Source organism: Hymenobacter duratus (assembly GCF_014698995.1).
GTDB classification, from domain to species: domain Bacteria; phylum Bacteroidota; class Bacteroidia; order Cytophagales; family Hymenobacteraceae; genus Hymenobacter; species Hymenobacter duratus.
The window spans coordinates 55,181-72,381 of record NZ_JACWZZ010000004.1 but is presented as its reverse complement, the minus strand read 5'-3'; the positions used below and the strand labels follow the sequence as shown (position 1 = coordinate 72,381).

Here is a 17,201-nt window from a genome sequence, read left to right as displayed (position 1 = left end):
TTCCATTCCCAAAATCCTCCCGACCTTCGGCCACCATTTCTCCGGTTTCGTTGTTAGAAACCAACCCTACAATAGAACCCAAGCTGTTGGCTGAACAACCTACCTATACCGAACCTTACGCCCTCGAAAAGGAGCTGCGCAAGGTGCAGGCCCTCATGAAGCTCGAGCAGCAGGAGGACCTCGAACAGTTTAAAATTAAGAGCGCCCAGGCCACCATTGCCGAGCGCCAGAAACGGGGCCTCACTTGGTACCCGGTCAAAATCACGAAGGAAGACATTGGCTTCGGCGGCAAGCTCGTCATTGAGTTGGAGCGCCAGGGTGGTGGCAGTGGGCTGCACCTGTTTCAGGTGGGCAAAAACGCGGCCCTATTCGGCAACATCCCCGGCCGCTCGGGCTCCGACCGGCCCACGCTGTCGGGCGTGGTTACCAGCGTTAAGCGCAACAAAATCCTGCTGGCTACCACCAAGGAGGACTTGCCCGACTGGGTGGACGAGGGCAAGCTGGGTGTGGACCTGACCTTCGACGAGGTAAGCTACCGCGAGATGGAGTACGCCCTGGGCAAGGTGATGGGCGCCTACGACTCGCGCCTGGCCGAGCTGCGCGACGTGCTGCTGGGGGCCAAGCCGGCCCGGTTCAAGCCGGAATCGGAAGCCACGCTCTACTACCCCTCGCCCCTGAACGAGAGCCAGCTTTCGGCCGTGCGCCACGTGCTGGCGGCCCAGGATGTGGCCATCATCCACGGCCCGCCCGGCACCGGCAAAACCACCACCCTGGTGCAGGCCATCCTGGAAACCATCCGCCGGGAGCGGCGGGTGCTGGTGTGCGCCCCCAGCAACACGGCCGTGGACTTGCTGACCGAAAAGCTGGCCGAGCGCGGCGTGAACGTCATCCGGATGGGCAACCCTTCGCGGGTATCGGATTTGCTGCTGCAGCACACGCTGGACGCCCAGATTATGGCCCACAAGAGCTACGCCGAGCTGCGCAGCCTGCGCCAGACGGCCGAGCAATACCGGGAGCAGGCCGGTAAGTTCAAGAAGCACTTTGGCTGGGAGGAACGGGAGCAGCGCCGCCTGCTCAAGCAGCAGGCCCACGAGCTGCTGCAGGAGTCGGACCAGCTGGAGCGCTACATCACGGAGGATCTGCTGGAGCAGGTGCAGGTGATTACGTGCACGCTGGTGGGGGCCGGCAACCGCGCCATCCGCCACCTCACCTACGAAACCGTGTTCATCGACGAGGCCGCCCAGGCCCTGGAGCCGGGCTGCTGGATTCCGATTACGAAGGCCAACCGCGTGGTGCTGGCCGGCGACCATCAGCAGCTGCCGCCCACCGTGAAAAGCGAGAAGGCGGCCCGCGACGGCCTGCGCGAAACCCTGTTCGAGAAGTGCATCCGCCGCCAGCCCGACACGGCCCGCATGCTGCAGGTGCAGTACCGCATGCACGAGCAGATCATGGAGTTCAGCTCCCAGCAGTTCTACGACGGCAAGCTGGTGGCCCCTCCCACCGTGGCCCACGCCGATCTGCCCGACTACGACCTGCGCTTCGCCCCCGACATGGCGGTGGAGTTTCTGGATACGGCCGGCTTCGGCTTCCAGGAAATCACCATCGAGGAAAGCCGTTCCACGGCCAACCCCGAGGAAGCCGACCTGCTGCTCAAGCGCCTCGCGCAGCTGCTAGAGCCCTACGATCAGGCCGACCACGAAGCCGACCTGCTCACCATCGGCGTCATTGCGCCCTACCGCGCCCAGATCAACTACCTCAAGGACGCCATCGAGGAAAACGACGAGCTGGTGGGCCTCATGGAGCACCGCATGCTGAGCGTGGGCACCGTGGACTCGTTTCAGGGCCAGGAGCGCGACATTATTGCCATCAGCCTCACCCGCTCGAACCCCCAGGGTGAAATCGGCTTCCTGAGCGACATCCGCCGCATGAACGTGGGCATGACCCGCGCCCGCCGCAAGCTCCTGCTCGTCGGCGACTCCAGCACCCTGGGTTCCCACCCGTTCTATAAGGCTTTCCTGGACTACGTGGAAAGCATCGGAGCGTATAGGACGGCTTGGGAAATGCAGTAGCCGGGCCAGGTTGGCCTGCCTTAGCGGACGGTGACTTACGGTAGAAATGAAGGTCTGCCGTAAGCCGCCGCTACTTTTTCTGCTGCAGCAGCACGGTTATGCAGGCGTTGTCCTCAACCAGCACCATGGTGGTAAACCGCTCGGCTATGGCGGCTTTGTCTCGGTCGCCGCACAGTGCCACTACGTCGCCGGCCTTCAGCTCCCCTATCTGATTACCCAGCTTGGTGGTTACCGTGTGGTTGTACCGGCGTTGCGCGGCCAGCGCGTAGTAGAACATCGACGGGTTGTAGGTTTCGCCGGAAAACAGCGTGTAGGTGGTGAGCGTAGGGAGTTGCTTGGCCATGGCCTTCGTCTGAAAACCGAAGGACAATGCCGGGTCGCCGTGCCGCCAGTTGTAGGTGGCCAGGTTTTTCCGGAAGGTGTACAGCAGCGGGCCGGCCATAACAGCCACGACGAACAGCACGCTCAGCAGCGCCGCCGCCAAAAGTCCGCTCCGCCTGAAGTGCGTGCTGATACCAGGCTGCGCCACCCGCCCCAGGCTCGTGCCGACAAGCATGGCGGCCAGCGGATAGATGGGCATGTCGTACCAGGCCAGCTTGGTGCTGGCGGTGCTGATGATGAGCATATGAACAACCACTACTATTCCCGTCAGCACGGCGAAGCGGCTCTGCACGCCCTCTGCCGGGTAGCGCCACAGCAGCACCAGACTTAGTGGAAAGAGCAGCAGCCAGGGCATAAATTTCTCATCGTACATGGCTTCCAGAAACCAGTACCAGGGATGCTGGTGCTCATTCAGGACCCCCAGCAGCCGCCCGCCCAACTCGTTGTCGGACACGGCCTGCAGGTAGCCGGGATTGTAGAACTCGCGCGCCAGGTAGTAGCCCCCCACGACCAGTACCAGGGCGCCGGCGCCGGCATACACTTCCGGACGGCGTAGCAGCCAGACCACCTTTCTCTGGCTGATGGCATACAGCAGGAAAGCCGGCACCCAGAATAGCCCCGCTACTCCTTTCGTGAGTGCCGCACCAATCAGAGCCACGGTTACCCAGGTAAAATCAGACCGTTTCTGGGTCTCCAGGTAGCGGAAAAAGGCCAGAGCCGCCACCGTTACGAACAGGGTCAGCACGGCGTCGTAGTCGCCGGTGCGGGACCGGTGCTGCTCGTTGTAGCCGATGGCCGTAATTAGAATCAGCACTGCGGATGCGGCCCCCAGGACGGTGCGTAGCCGCCTGTATACAAACGTGTACGCCAGCCCGGCAGTGGCAATGGCAGCCAGCATGGTTGGCAGCCGGAACGCTGTTTCGGAGTAGCCGAACAAGCGCAGGGACAGCACCTCCAGCCAAATGATAAGCGGCGGTTTGGTATTCCACATATCCGGTACGCCCCCGAAGTAGGTCACCAGCCATTTGCCGTTGTATTCCATTTCGGCGGCATTTACGGCCACCCGCCCCTCGTCCCACACCAGAATGGGATACGAGCCTACCTGGTGTACCAGAAACAGATAAACCAACGGCAGCAGCACCGCCGCCACCACGTACGGCAGCCAGCGCAGCCGGGCCGGTTCGGCGGGAGGAGTGGTAGGCCGGGTGCTGCTGGTGGTGCCGTGTTCCTGTAACGTCGTGCTCATCCTATGAATCAAGCTAAAAAACAGATGGCACTGAAAATACTTCGCGCCTAAGAATCTATTGCGCCCAAATATCCGCCAACTACTCCGGTACTCCAAGCCCTGCTGGTACTACTTCGCGCTGGTGCCCGCTGCTGCTTCGGGCCGGGCGCGGCTGCGCTGCCGGACGCAGGAAGTGGCAGGAGGAATGCTAACGAATATCCGAAAACCCACGTAGCTACTACTGGCAGTTTTGCCTGAGCCCTCACTAGCCGCAAGGCCGGAATTACGGGCCATTTCCGTAACTAGCCGCCCTAAACCTTTCCTACAACCCATCCCCGGACGTATCCGTCTACTTGCAGTATGGCTCAAATCAGCGAAAACAAAGTCGTTACCATCACCTACGACCTGAGCGTAACCGACGAAAATCAAGAGAAAGTCCTCGTAGAATCGGCTGAGGAAGACGCGCCGATGGTGTTCCTGTTCGGCCAGAGCGGCCTGCCCGAAGAGTTCGAGCGTCAGCTCAGCGGCAAGCAGTCCGGCGACTCGTTCACCTTCTCGCTCACCCCCGAGCAGGCCTACGGCGAGTACGATGAGCAAGCCGTGGTGGAAATCCCGAAAAACGTGTTCGAAATCGACGGCCAGATTGACGAGGAGATGCTGCAGGTCGGCAACTTCCTGCCCATGGCCGACAACCAAGGCCACCACATGCAGGGCAAAGTGGTCGAAATCGGCGACTCGGCCGTGAAAATGGACTTCAACCACCCCCTGGCCGGCATGGTCATGCACTTCGATGGCAAAGTTGCCGAGGTGCGCGAAGCCACCCAGGAAGAAATGGACCACGGCCACGTGCATGGTGAAGGCGGCCACCAACACTAGGTTTCTGGCCTGATCTGGAACAAGAAGAGCGACCCTTGCGAGTCGCTCTTCTTGTTTTCAGTAGCGCGAACTTTGTAGTTCGCATCCCCACGCGGCTTTACAAAATCGTCCGCACGGCGCGGAGGCGCGAACTACAAAGTTCGCGCTACTGCTTCAACGGTCCCAAAAAACACCCTACCGCCAGCCCTGCACGGACGCACCGCCGAAAACGCCTTTGTTGACGGCGGGCGTGAAGATGGCGTAGGGAAAGGCCGGGGCCGGGGCGCTGGCTTCGTGGAGCCGCTGCAGGTGCGCCGGGGTCAGGTGCAGGTCGAGGGCGGCAAGGTTGGTGCGAAGCTGGGCGAGTTGGCTGGCCCCGAGGATGAGCGAGGTGATGCCGGGCTGAGCCAGCGCCCAGGCCAGTGCCACCTGGGCCGGGGGCCGGTTTAGCTCGGCGGCTACGGCCTGCAGCACCGCCAGAATCTGCCAGTTACGCTCCGTGAACTTGCTGTCCTGAAACGGGTTGGGGCCGGCGAGGCGCCCCTCGCCTTGGGCCTTGGCTTCGGGGCCTGTGGGGCGCTGGTATTTGCCGGCCAGAAACCCGGCCGCCAGCGGGCTCCAGGGCGTGATGCCCAGCCCGCACTCCCGGGCGGCGGGCACGTGCTCATGCTCGATGTTGCGCTCCACCAGCGAGTATTCCAGCTGCAAGGCAATGGGCCCCGGCACGTGGTGTGCGGCCGCCAGCGTGGCGGCCTTGGTGGCGTACCAGGCCGGAATATCGGAGAAGGCGAAGTAGCGGATTTTGCCCGCCCGCACCAGGTCGCCGAGGGTTTGGAGCACCTCTTCCACCGGCGTCACCATATCCCACACGTGCAGCCAGTACAGGTCCACGTAGTCGGTCTGGAGGCGGCGCAACGAGGCTTCCAGGGCCTGGTGGATGCTTTTGCGGCCGTTGCCCCCACCGTGCGGGTTGCCCGGCTGCCCGCTGTGAAACCCTGATTTGGTGGCCAGCACCAGCTGGTCGCGGAGGCTGCTACTGGCGGTGTACTGGCCCACCAGCTCCTCGCTGCGGCCCTGGGCGTACACGTTGGCCGTGTCGATGAAATTGCCGCCGGCCTCCACGTAGCCCCGGAAAATGGCGGCCGACTCTTCATCCGACGAACCCCAGCGCGGGGTGCCAAACGTCATGGTGCCCAGGGCCAGCGGGCTCACCACCAGCCCGGAGCGGCCCAGGGTGCGAAAATCAGTCAGTTGCATAGAAAAGGGAGTGGAATATGGAGCCGTTGGCGGGCGGGATTGAACAATCTACGTAGACCGTCATGCTGAGCCTGTCGAAGCATCTCTACCTCTGGCTAATCATCCTAATAGCATTCAACGAAGCGGTAGAGATGCTTCGACTGCGGCTGCGCCTTCGCTCAGCATGACAGTTCAGCCGCAACCTACCTGCTCTACTGCACCGAAAGCCGGAAAGCGGCGGGCGTGAAGCCGGTTTTGCTTTTGAACAGGCGGGTGAAATACTGCGGATACTCGAAGCCCAGCTGGTAGGCCGTTTCGTTCACGGAGAGCGACGTACTGAGCAGCAGCTGTTTGGCTTTTTCGATGAGCGTCTGGTGAATGTGCTGCTGGGTGTTCTGGCCGGTGAGGGTGCGCAGCATGTCGCTGAGGTAGGCCGGCGACACGTGCAAGGCATCGGCGAAGTGCTGCACGGTGGGCAGCGGCTGCTCTTTGTCCTCGGCAAAATACTCGCGCAGCAGCTCCTCGAAGCGCGTAAGCAGGTCGTGCTCGGCGGGGCGGCGGGTAAGGAACTGCCGGTGGTAGAAGCGGTTGGCGTAGCTCAGCAGCACGTCCAGCTGGGCCACCAGCACATCCTGGCTGAAGCCGTCGATGGGTTGGGCATGTTCCCGCCGCAGCACGTCCAGCACGCTGTCCAGCATCTGCTCCTCCCGCTCCGAGAGGTGCAGGGCCTCATGTACCTGGTAGGAAAAGAAGCCGTAGCCGGCAATTTTGCGCCCCAGCGGGTACTTATGCAGCAAATCGGGGTGAAACACCAGCATCCAGCCGCTCAGCTCCGATACGTCGATGGACTCATTGTTTTCGCAGAGCTGCCCCGGCGCATAAAACGCCAGTACGCCCTCGTTGAAGTCGTACGCGCGGTGTCCGTACTGAATCCGGCCCTTCAGGTTCTTCTTGAGGGCAACGATGTAGAGCTGCCGCAACGCCGGCCCCGTAACGGGCGGGTGGCGGTGCTGCGCCAGATCAATCACCGTGAGCAACGGGTGCGCCGGAGCCGGAAACCCCAAATGGTCGGTAAAGTCGCTGACCGAGGCCAGCAGGCGAAATAGCGGGTTGGCAGGTTTCATAACAGAAGAACAGGAAAAGGACAAGATAGGCCGGCTGGCACGATGTAGAGACGCGACACTTCGCGTCTCGTCGTTGAACAGCCTGTACTGCACTATGATATTCAGACCGTCATGCTGAGCTTGCCGAAGCATCTCTACCGCTTCGTTGCAATACTAAACCCAACGAAGCGGTAAAGATGCTTCGGCAAGCTCAGCATGACGTTCCTGCGGATTTAGAACGTACTTCCGCACAGCTTCAGCGTCAGCAACGACGAGACGCAAAATATTGCGTCTCTACATCCATACAGAACCTAGAAACCTTCCGGGTACGCTGCACCTACTGCGCCACCGACCGGCACAATGGCGTCCAGCTCGGCCAGCTCCTGGGGGCTGAGGGTGAGGTGGGCGGCGGCCACGTTCTGCTCCAGGTACTTGCGGCGCTTGGTGCCCGGAATAGCCACCACGCCCTGGGCCAGCACCCAGGCCAGCGCCAGCTGCGCCGAGGTCACGCCTTTGGCGGCGGCCAGGGTTTCGAGCTTCTGCACCAGCTCCAGGTTTTTGTAGAAGTTCTCGCCCTGGAAACGAGGGAAAATCCGGCGCGAGTCGTTGGCCTCGAAGTCGTCGGGGCTCTTGATATCACCCGACAGAAAGCCCCGGCCCAGCGGCGAGTAGGCCACGAACCCGATGCCCAGCTCCCGCGCCGCCTGCAACGCCCCTGTTTCTTCCACGCCCCGGTCAAATAGCGAATACTCGGTTTGCAGGGCCGTGATGGGGTGCACGGCGTGGGCCCGGCGCAACGCTTCCACCGGCGTTTCCGACACGCCCAGGTAGCGCACCTTGCCTTCCTCCACGAAGCGGCTCATCTCTCCGATGCTGTCCTCGATGGGCACTTGGGGGTCTTGGCGGTGCAGGTAATAGAGGTCCACGTACTCGGTGCGGAGGTTACGCAGGGAGCGTTCCAGGCACTTGCGGGCGTAGGCGGGGTGGCCGTTGAGCTGGCCGGTGAAGGTGCCGCTGTCATCGACTTCAAACCCGAACTTGGTGGCCAGAATGACTTCCTGGCGGCGGCCGGCCATGGCGCGGCCCACCAGCTGCTCGTTCAGGAGCGGGCCGTAGAGGTCGGCTGTATCCAGCAGGTTCACGCCCAGCTCTAGGGCGCGGTGCAGGGTGGCCAGGCTTTCCTGCTCATCGGCCTCGCCGTACACACTCATGCCGTTCACGCCGCTGGTCATGCCCATGCAGCCCAAGCCTTCGACTGGTACTTCCAAACCCAGACTGCCTAGGGATACTCGTTTGAGGTTGCTCATCGTAACGGAGTCGTAAAAGGATGACGTATTTTCCGTTACAAAGGTCCTCTCCCGCCGCCCTGCCGGAGCTACACAAACCCGCGCATCTGCAATACAAACCGCGGGTGGGTGGCGGCCATCTTCTACTTAGCCTATTTACGTTGCGTTACAACTGGCACGTTCGTAATCATTCCAGGATTGCGAGCCTGTTGCTGATGCGTTTTAACAAACTCTTGCGCTTCTGACATGGTAACTGGATACTTCACAAGATGCCCTCCCCAAGGGGCATCGTATACATGCTGATAATAAAAATCTTTGCTTACGAGGAATCTGGCGACCTCCCATCTAGCTATTTCGCGCTTTTTAGGGGGTCGAAATCGATGTGGCATCAATACTATTGTACCTCCGCAGCTCGGGCATTTTGATGGGCCTGTTGCTCCATGGGGAGCATTGAAAGCTTGGCGACAAGCGAAGCAAGTATGTTTAGCACCCATATATAGTACTCTCTACGATGAAAAATCGATTCAAGAATACGGTTAAAATATTGGGGCGGCTGTTGTCACCAGTTTAGCCACCCCCGCCCGCAGCTCCGGCCAGAACTCCGCGAAATCGGCCTCATAGGCCGGCAGCTCCGCCAGAAACGCGGCGGCTCCGGTGGCCAGCACGGCGGCGGCGGGTACGCGGCGGCTCAGGCCCAATAGGGCGCGGTGCAGGCCCTCGGGGTGGGCGTAGCCGGTCAGCCAGTCGTGCTGGCGCATGTAGTGCAGCATTTCCTGGAGGCGCTCCGGCAGCTCGTGGCGGCGCTGGTGCAGCAGCTGGTACTGGCGCTGGGCGAATTGCGGCAGCGGCTCCTCGGGGTGAAACTCGGCGAAGTCGCGGGCCAGCAGGTGGTCGAAGCCCACATCCGACACCACGCCGGCCCACTTGCCCAGGCCGGCCTCCCGCAGGCGGGCGGTGGTGCGGCGCACTACCGGGTGCTGATCGGTGAACGAATCAATGAAGCGGTGCAGGCGGATGCCGCACTGCACGGTGGCGGGGTAGGCTTCCAGGGCGGCGCGGCCCCGCACGGCCTCGGCGGCGAAGTTGCCGATAACAAGGTCCTCGTAGTCGGGAGTAGCGGCGGGCGAGCCGGAAAGCAGCAGGTGGGCGAGGAAATTCATAAGGTGCGGAAGGTCGGCAAAATTGGGGCATCGGGCCGGCCGGGCTCAACCCCGGCCCGCGCCCGGCCGTACTAGCCAACAGGCCGGCCCGGTAATCGGCCGCCTTTCCGCTGATTTTTCTATCCCAACACCGCCTCCCATGTCAACCCAGACCAACGTCACCAACGACCTCTCCACTCTGCTCGAAAAAATCAAGGACGTGCGCATTGCCATGCTCACCACTCAGGACGAGGACGGCAGCCTGCGCAGCCGCCCCATGTTCACCCAGAAGCCCGACGGCAGCAGCGCCTTGGTGTTCCTGACCGACAAGGACTCGGCCAAGGTGTACGAGGTAAAAAAAGACAGCCACGTAAACCTGAGCTACGGCAAGCCCGAAGACAACGTGTACTTATCGGTATCGGGCCGCGCCAACGCCTACCGCGACCAAGCCGAAATCGATAAGCTCTGGAGCGAGCCGATGCGCGCCTGGTTCCCCAAGGGCAAGGACGACGAGAGCATCTACATCCTGAAAGTGGAAATCGAGAAAGGCGAATACTGGGACACGCCCAGCAGCCTCCTCACGCAAGCCGTAGCCTACGTGAAAGCCCTGGCCACCGGCGAGCGGAGCACCTCCGACGACGTAAACGAGCACGCCAAAGTAGAAGTGAAGTAGGTTTCATTTGCTGATACGCGAAAGGCCCGGAAGCAATTCCGGGCCTTTTTTGTTGTTTTGGGGTTGTTGTCATCGTGCTAGTGCTACTATTCAGTCCGTCATGCTTGATCTATCGTCCGCTTGCCGAAGCATTTCTATTACACCGTCTGAACGATTCACTAGCCCAGGGTTTAAACCCTGGGCTACGGAGCGGTTAGCATTCCAGGCATCAGCCAGAAAGATTTCCCGCAGGCTTGGCATGACGTTCAGGCAAGCGGTAAAGATGCTTCGACTACGCCTCCGACTCCGCTCAGCATGACGTTCTGAATAGCCGTTTCTTCCTTACCAACTCCTACTCTTTCCAGCGCTGCCCCTTGCCACTCACCACCCTTTCCATCCTCACCCTCCTGCCCAACCAGCGGCGCTGGGGATTTGCGCAGATGGGCACCGCCCAGCGGCCCTTGCAGCGCGTGCCGGGCCTGCGGTTTCAGAAGCTGCTGGGCAGCGGCGCGGGCGGCTTCGGGGCGCTGCCCAACCTGCACCGTTACGGGTTTATGGCAGTGTGGGAAGATGAGGAAGCGGCTCAGGAGTTCTTCGAAACGCACCCGCTGTGGCAACAGTACCGGCAGCGCACTTCGGAAATCTGGACGGCGTGGCTGGCCCCCCTCAAGTCCCATGGCCTCTGGGATGGGGTGAACCCGTTCGATTATGCAACTGAAACTAGCGCGGCCGATGGGCCGATGATGGTGCTTACGCGGGCCTCCATCCGCTGGCAGAAAACGCCCCGGTTCTGGCGCTATGTGGCCCCGGTAAGTGCCACCGTGGCCGATGCGCCGGGCGTGCGCGCCGCCATCGGGCTGGGTGAGTTGCCGGTGGTGCGCCAGGCCACCGTGAGCCTCTGGGAGTCGCAGCAGGCTATGCAAGACTACGCGTACCGTAGCCCCAAGCACAAGGAAGTTATCCGCCTCACCCGCCAGGAGGACTGGTACGGCGAGGAAATGTTTACCCGCTTCCGGGTGCTGCGCACAGAAGGCACCTGGGACGGCCGGGCACTGTAGTTAGTGTGCTAAAGCCCATCATGCTCATTTAGCATCCGCTTGTCGAAGCATTTCTACCGCTGGCTAATCAGACGATAACCGCTTCGTAGCCCAGGGTTTAAACCCTGGGCTACGAAGCGGTAGAGATGCTTCAACAAACGGACACTAGACAAGCATGACGGACTGCCCTCCTACCGGCTGCGCTTCACATCCTTGCGGGCCGAAGGTTGCACGCGCACGGCGGGCAACACCGCTTTAGGAGCGGCCGGGCGCACGGGAACTACCAGCAACTGCACCTGCGAGCGGTTGGTGCGGGCGCGCAGCCACTGGGCCAGCCGCTGCCGCGCCGCCGCCGGCACCGAGTCGCGGGCCTCGATGCTGACGACCAGCACGGTATCGGCCGGGAGCGAGTCGCGGGGAATGGCGGGGCGGGGCAGCGCCGTGAGGGACAGGCGGCGCACGGCGGGGTGCTCCACCTGCGCCTCGCGCAACAGGGCATCGGGGGCGGGCAACGCGGTGCGGGCGGCCACCACCAGCTGCTGCATGCGGTTCAGTTCCACTTCGTAGCGGCTCTGGGCCTTGCTCTGGCGGGCGCGCACGTCTTCCAGCAGGCTCTGGCGCAAACTCTGGGCATCCAGCGAATCATACGCTTGCAGGCCCTGGCGCACCACCAGGGCGGTGCCCCCGAGGCGGTAGCGGGCCAGTTGGCGGCGGGCCGCGCCCAGCCGCGTGGTGTCCACGGGTCGGCCCACCAGCAGCACGTTGATGGTGCGCTGCCGGGGGTCAATCTGCCGCGTTACCACGTAGGTACCGGCGAAATCCAGCTCCTTGGTCACGAAATCCTCGGCGGCGTGGGCGTACACCGAGCGCTCTACGATACGGTAGCCCAGCCACACGCTGGGGCCGGCCACCACCACGGCCGCCGCCAGCATCAGACGGCGCACGCGCCGGGCCTGGGCCTCATCCTGAAACCGGTGGGCCGGCAGCCCCAGAAACCGAATCACCAGAAAAGCCGCCAGCGTGATGAACACGCAGTTGATGGAAAACAGATAAAACGCGCCTAAAGCGTAGTCCCAGTGGCCCGAGGCCAGCCCGTAGCCGGCCGTACACAGCGGCGGCATGAGGGCGGTGGCAATGGCCACGCCGGGAATGACGTTGCTTTTCTCACGGCGCGTGAGGCCTACGGCCCCGGCCAGCCCCCCGAACAGAGCAATCAGCACGTCCCAGATGGTGGGCTCGGTGCGGGCCAGCAGCTCCGACTGCGCCCCGCTCAGCGGCGTCAGCATGAAGTACACCGTGGAGGTAAGCAGGCTGATAACCACTGCCAGCCCCAGGTTTTTCACGGCCCGCCGCAGCAGATCGGGGTTGTTGGTGGCGGCGCTGTAGCCCATGCTCACCAGCGGCCCCATCAACGGCGAAATCAACATGGCCCCGATGATAACGGCCGTAGAATTGACGTTGAGCCCCACCGAAGCAATAAGAATGGCGAAGATGAGCACCCACAGATTGGTCCCCCGAAACGAGACGCCCGACTCCACGCTGTCCTCAATCACGGCCGGGTCGGCGGTATCGTCGTGCAAATCAAAGCGCTGGCGCAGAAAGCGCAGCAGCAACGTTGGGTATTCTATCAGGGGCATAGGCGGGCGGGGTTAGAACGGAGGCTCGGAGTGCTTACGGTGACGTGGCGCGGGCGTTGACCGGCCGTCAGAAGGAAATTCTTGGAAACGATATAGAGACGCGAATACGCGTCTCGTCGTTGAACGCCACGCACCGCGCCGTTCGCCTGAACAACGGCAGCAACCGAAGGTCAGCGGAGCTAACGACTAGATGCAAAGGATTGCGTCTCTACATCATGCTGCCGGGCCTAATCCGGCGTAACCTGAAGAAGGCGGCGTTTTCCCGGCAATTCCGCGTAATTTCGCCCGTTCCGATTCATTGCATACCCGACTGCCCATGCCCGGCTACCATCCCCAGGATATTGAGAAAAAGTGGCAAGCCCACTGGAAAGATCAGCAGACGTTCAAGGCCGATAACGCCTCCGACAAGCCCAAATACTACGTGCTCGACATGTTTCCGTACCCCAGCGGGGCGGGGCTGCACGTGGGCCATCCGCTGGGCTACATTGCCTCCGATATCGTGTCGCGCTACAAGCGCCTGCGCGGCTTCAACGTGCTGCATCCCATGGGTTTCGACTCGTTTGGCCTGCCCGCCGAGCAGTACGCCATCCAGACCGGCCAGCACCCGGCTATTACGACGGAGCAGAACATCGACACCTACATCCGGCAGCTCAACTCCCTGGGCTTCAGCTACGACTGGAGCCGCGAAGTACGCACCTCCGACCCCGCGTACTACAAGTGGACGCAGTGGATTTTCCTCAAGCTGTTCAATAGCTGGTACAACCTCGACACCAACCAGGCCGAGCCGCTGAAAACCCTGCTGGAGAAGTTCGAGCAAAACGGCAGCGAGGGTATCCGGGCGGCCGGCGACGACGAGGAGCGCCACAGCTTCACGGCGGGCCAGTGGAAGCTGTTCTCGGAAAAGCAGCGCCTGCAGGCCGTACACCCTTACCGCCTGGCTTACCAGCAGGACACCTACGTGAACTGGTGCCCCGGCCTGGGCACGGTGCTCTCCAATGACGAAGTAAAAGACGGCCTCTCGGAGCGCGGCGGCTTCCCCGTGGAGCGCCGCCTGATGCCCCAGTGGAACCTGCGCATCACCGCCTACGCCGACCGCCTCCTCCAAGGCCTCGACACCCTCGACTGGCCCGACGCCGTGAAGGAAATGCAGCGCAACTGGATCGGCAAAAGCATCGGGGCCGAGGTCAGCTTTGCGGTGCAGGGCCACGAGCAGGCACAAATCAAAGTTTATACGACGCGGGTTGACACCATTTACGGGGCCACGTTCCTGGTGCTGGCGCCCGAGCATGAGCTGGTAAAGGAGCTGACCACGCCGGAGCAGCAGGCCGAAATCCAAGACTACATCGATGCCACCAAGCGCCGCTCGGAGCGCGACCGGATGGCCGATACCAAGACGGTTTCCGGCGCTTTCACCGGCTCCTACGCCCTCAACCCGTTCAGCAACGAGCCCATCCAGATCTGGATTGCCGATTACGTGCTGGCCGGCTACGGCACCGGCGCCGTGATGGCCGTGCCCTCCGGCGACCAGCGCGACTACGTGTTTGCCAAGCACTTCAACTTGCCCATCACGCAGGTGGTGGATGCCCAGCAGATTGACGAGCAGGCCGACCCCACCAAGGACGGCCTCTACCTGCACGGCCTCATCAAGGGCCAGAACTATAAGCAGGCCACCCAAACCCTGATTGGGGAGCTGGAGCAGCGCGGCATCGGCAAGGGCAAAACCAACTTCCGCATCCGCGACGCCATCTTCGGCCGCCAGCGCTACTGGGGCGAGCCCATCCCGATTTACTACAAGGAAGGCACCGCCTACGGCGTGGCCGAAGCCGACCTGCCCCTGGTGCTCCCGGAAATCGACGAGTACAAGCCCACCGAAACCGGCGAGCCGCCCCTGGGCCGCGCCAAAGAATGGAAGTACAAGGGCCTCTACGAGTACGAGCTGAGCACCATGCCCGGCTGGGCTGGCTCCAGCTGGTACTACCTCCGCTACATGGATCCGCAGAATACCGGCCGTTTTGTGGGCGAGGAAGCCGAGCAGTACTGGCAGCAGGTGGATTTATATATGGGTGGCGCAGAGCACGCTACGGGCCACTTGCTCTACTCCCGCTTCTGGCACCTGTTCCTGAAAGACCTCGGCGTGGTATCGGCCCCCGAGCCCTTCCAGAAGCTCATCAACCAGGGTATGATTCTGGGCCGCTCGAACTTCGTGTACCGCATCAACGGCACCAACACGTTCGTGACGGCCGGCAAGAAAGATCAGCACCAAACCACCGCTCTGCACGTGGACGTGAACATCGTGGAGAACGATGTGCTCGACGTGGAAGCCTTCAAAAACTGGCGCGAGGAGTACGCCACGGCTGAGTTCATCCTCGAAGACAACGGCACCTACGTGGTGGGTGTGGAAGTCGAGAAGATGTCGAAGTCGAAGTACAACGTGGTGAACCCCGACACGCTGATTGAGCGGTACGGGGCCGATGCGCTGCGTCTGTATGAAATGTTCCTCGGGCCGCTGGAGCAGTTCAAGCCCTGGAACACCAACGGCATGAGCGGCGTGGCGGGCTTCCTCAAGAAGCTCTGGCGCCTCTACCACCCCCAGGACGGCACCTTTGCCGTCACCGAAGCTGCTGCTGCTCCCGCCGAATTGAAGGCGCTGCACAAGGCCATCCGCAAGGTGGAAGAGGACATCGAGAAGTTCTCGTTCAACACCACCGTCAGCGCCCTGATGATTACGGTGAACGAGCTGACGGCCCTCGACTGCCACAAGCGCGCCATTCTGGAGCCGCTGGTGCTGCTGCTTTCCCCCTACGCCCCGCACCTGGCGGAGGAGCTGTGGCAGCAGCTCGGCCACCCGGCCGGCAGCATCAGCCACGCCCAGTACCCCGAGTTCCGGGAGGAGTATCTGGTGGAAGACACCATGAACTACCCCGTGGCCATCAACGGCAAGGTGCGCGAGACGCTGCAGTTCCCCGCCACCGCCACCCCCGCCGACATCGAAGCCGCCGTGCGCGCCTCCGACTTCCTGCCCCGCTTCGCCGAAGGCAAGGAGCCCAAGAAGTTCATCGTCGTGCCCGGCCGCATGGTGAACGTGGTGGTGTAGGTTTGGCTGTTAGCTGATGGCTATTGGCTATTAGCGAAAAAGGCCCGCCGGATTCTCCGGCGGGCCTTTTTCGCTTTATAAGAACGTCATGCTGAGCGAAGGCGCAGCCGCAGTCGAAGCATCTCTACCGCTGGCTAATCAACCTGATTATCCTGATTACCGCTCCATAGCCCAGGGTTTAAACCCTGGGCTAATGAACCGTGCAACGAAGCGGTAGAGATGCTTCGACAAGCTCAGCATGACGTTCGTGTTAGCTGTACCAACCCTAATACGCCGCCGTGAACCGCTGGCGGCTGTGCTTGGGCTGCTCTACTTCATCGAGGACTACTACGGCCAGGTCTTCGCCCGAGAGGATGCTGCGGCCTTCGGCGTTGAAGACCGGACTTTCGGTGCCGAGGCGGTAGTGGCCGGTGCGGCCGGTGTCGATGCCGGGGTGCATTTCGATGGCGGGGCTCAAGAACGTCCAGTCGAGTGTATCGTTCGATTTCAGCTCGTTGTGGTAGTCGCGGGCGGCCTGAGCGCCGGGCTTGATGTCGGCGGGGAAGTCCGGGCTGTCAACCAGCTGCTGGCCGTTTATGTAGAGGCTGCCGGCCCCACCAATGGCCACCAGCCGCGCCACGCCCGACTGTACGGTGGCGGCTTCGATGGCGCGGGCGCCTTCCAGAAAGTCGTGGTAGAGGTTGGGGTTGGTCCAGCCCGCGCTGAAGGCGTTGATGACCACGTCGTGGCCGGCCAGCTGACGGGCGGTTTCGTCGACGCGGGTTACGTCGCCGGTTACTACGGTCAGGTGGTCGGAGGTTTGGGTGAGCTTGGCGGGGTCGCGCACGAGGGCGGTTACGTGGTGGCCGCGCTGCAGGGCTTCGGCCAGGATGCGGGAGCCAACAAAGCCAGTGGCACCGATGAGGGCAATTTTCATGGAAGTAAAGGGTAAAGGGAAGAGAAACATACTGTAACCAATACGGTTACAATCAAGCGCAAAAAAAAAGTCAGGAAATAAGGGCTTTGGCGGCAATTTCGGTGGTGACTTGCTGCAGGGTGGTGTGGGCCAGCACCTGCTCCAGGGCCGTTTGGGCGCGCTGCAGCGTATCATCCAGCGCCGACTGAATGTGGCGGCCCACCAGGCAGGCCGGGTTGGGCTTGTCGTGGACGCTGAACAGCTGGCCTTCCTCCACCACTTCCACGGCCCGGTACACCTCCAGCAGCGTGATAGTGGCCGGCTGGCGCGTCAGGAACGTACCGCCCGAAGCCGGCCGCACTTCCACCAGCCCGGCCTTCTTGAGCTGCCCCAGAATCCGCCGAATCACCACCGGATTGGTGTTCACGCTGCCCGCCATGCGCTCCGAAGTCAGCAGCACACCATCCTGCTCCGGCAGTGCCAGCAGGGAAAGCACGTGTACGGCAACGGAAAAACGGCTGCTGATCTGCATAAGCAAGAAAGGCCCAACACAAACTGGCTGGGCTTATTTAAGACAAAGATACACATTGTA

General features: G+C 62.1%; 13 protein-coding genes. 5 read left to right on the top strand and 8 right to left on the bottom strand.

The features are described from left to right. Nucleotides 1–86 precede the first annotated feature (86 nt). The gene (locus IC231_RS16360; protein ID WP_190785574.1) at nucleotides 87–2,069 is read left to right on the top strand and encodes an AAA domain-containing protein; all 1,983 of its coding nucleotides are present in this window, start codon (nucleotides 87–89) and stop codon (nucleotides 2,067–2,069) included. Between the two features lie 70 nt (nucleotides 2,070–2,139). On the opposite strand, the gene IC231_RS16355 is transcribed toward IC231_RS16360, so the two are convergent. After that, nucleotides 2,140–3,696, bottom strand: a complete 1,557-nt coding sequence (locus IC231_RS16355; protein WP_190785573.1) for an ArnT family glycosyltransferase — start codon at nucleotides 3,694–3,696, stop codon at nucleotides 2,140–2,142. 339 nt (nucleotides 3,697–4,035) lie between these two features. On the opposite strand from IC231_RS16355, the gene IC231_RS16350 reads away from it, so the two are divergent. Continuing rightward, entirely contained in the window at nucleotides 4,036–4,551 is a 516-nt protein-coding gene (locus tag IC231_RS16350) for an FKBP-type peptidyl-prolyl cis-trans isomerase (RefSeq protein ID WP_190785572.1), read from the top strand. Nucleotides 4,552–4,725: 174 nt separating this feature from the next. Here the strand turns inward: IC231_RS16350 and IC231_RS16345 are convergent, their stop codons facing one another. The 4 genes from IC231_RS16345 to IC231_RS16330 all read right to left on the bottom strand — a co-directional run bounded on the left by IC231_RS16345 (nucleotide 4,726) and on the right by IC231_RS16330 (nucleotide 9,315). Continuing rightward, nucleotides 4,726–5,787: an aldo/keto reductase gene (locus IC231_RS16345; RefSeq protein ID WP_190785571.1), complete on the bottom strand. Its 1,062-nt coding sequence runs from the start codon at nucleotides 5,785–5,787 to the stop codon at nucleotides 4,726–4,728. A 191-nt stretch (nucleotides 5,788–5,978) separates the two neighbouring features. Next, nucleotides 5,979–6,890 (bottom strand): helix-turn-helix domain-containing protein, encoded by a 912-nt coding sequence (locus tag IC231_RS16340; RefSeq protein WP_190785570.1) that lies wholly within the window; start codon nucleotides 6,888–6,890, stop codon nucleotides 5,979–5,981. 290 nt (nucleotides 6,891–7,180) lie between these two features. Then, nucleotides 7,181–8,137, bottom strand: a complete 957-nt coding sequence (locus tag IC231_RS16335; protein ID WP_317173286.1) for an aldo/keto reductase — start codon at nucleotides 8,135–8,137, stop codon at nucleotides 7,181–7,183. Nucleotides 8,138–8,691: 554 nt separating this feature from the next. After that, a complete protein-coding gene (locus IC231_RS16330) occupies nucleotides 8,692–9,315 on the bottom strand; it encodes an acyl carrier protein phosphodiesterase (RefSeq protein WP_190785568.1) in 624 nt (207 codons plus the stop codon). A 139-nt stretch (nucleotides 9,316–9,454) separates the two neighbouring features. On the opposite strand from IC231_RS16330, the gene IC231_RS16325 reads away from it, so the two are divergent. Together IC231_RS16325 and IC231_RS16320 are read left to right on the top strand one after the other, a co-directional pair. Further along, nucleotides 9,455–9,967 carry a pyridoxamine 5'-phosphate oxidase family protein gene (locus IC231_RS16325; protein ID WP_190785567.1) on the top strand — a complete coding sequence of 171 codons (513 nt, stop codon included), beginning with the start codon at nucleotides 9,455–9,457 and terminating at the stop codon, nucleotides 9,965–9,967. 353 nt (nucleotides 9,968–10,320) lie between these two features. After that, a complete protein-coding gene (locus tag IC231_RS16320) occupies nucleotides 10,321–11,004 on the top strand; it encodes a hypothetical protein (RefSeq protein ID WP_211539125.1) in 684 nt (227 codons plus the stop codon). Between the two features lie 170 nt (nucleotides 11,005–11,174). Here IC231_RS16320 and IC231_RS16315 read toward each other — a convergent pair whose 3' ends face one another. Continuing rightward, on the bottom strand, nucleotides 11,175–12,620 hold the full coding sequence (locus IC231_RS16315) for a TIGR00341 family protein (RefSeq protein WP_190785566.1): 1,446 nt from the start codon (nucleotides 12,618–12,620) through the stop codon (nucleotides 11,175–11,177). Between the two features lie 316 nt (nucleotides 12,621–12,936). Here IC231_RS16315 and leuS point away from each other — a divergent pair, with 316 nt between their 5' ends. Further along, on the top strand, nucleotides 12,937–15,714 hold the full coding sequence (leuS, locus tag IC231_RS16310; protein ID WP_190785565.1) for a leucine--tRNA ligase: 2,778 nt from the start codon (nucleotides 12,937–12,939) through the stop codon (nucleotides 15,712–15,714). 265 nt (nucleotides 15,715–15,979) lie between these two features. Here the strand turns inward: leuS and IC231_RS16305 are convergent, their stop codons facing one another. Both IC231_RS16305 and IC231_RS16300 read right to left on the bottom strand, forming a co-directional pair. After that, nucleotides 15,980–16,630: an NAD(P)-dependent oxidoreductase gene (locus IC231_RS16305; RefSeq protein WP_190785564.1), complete on the bottom strand. Its 651-nt coding sequence runs from the start codon at nucleotides 16,628–16,630 to the stop codon at nucleotides 15,980–15,982. Between the two features lie 70 nt (nucleotides 16,631–16,700). Continuing rightward, nucleotides 16,701–17,141, bottom strand: coding sequence for an Rrf2 family transcriptional regulator (locus IC231_RS16300; protein WP_190785563.1), 441 nt, complete (start codon nucleotides 17,139–17,141; stop codon nucleotides 16,701–16,703). Nucleotides 17,142–17,201 lie beyond the last annotated feature (60 nt).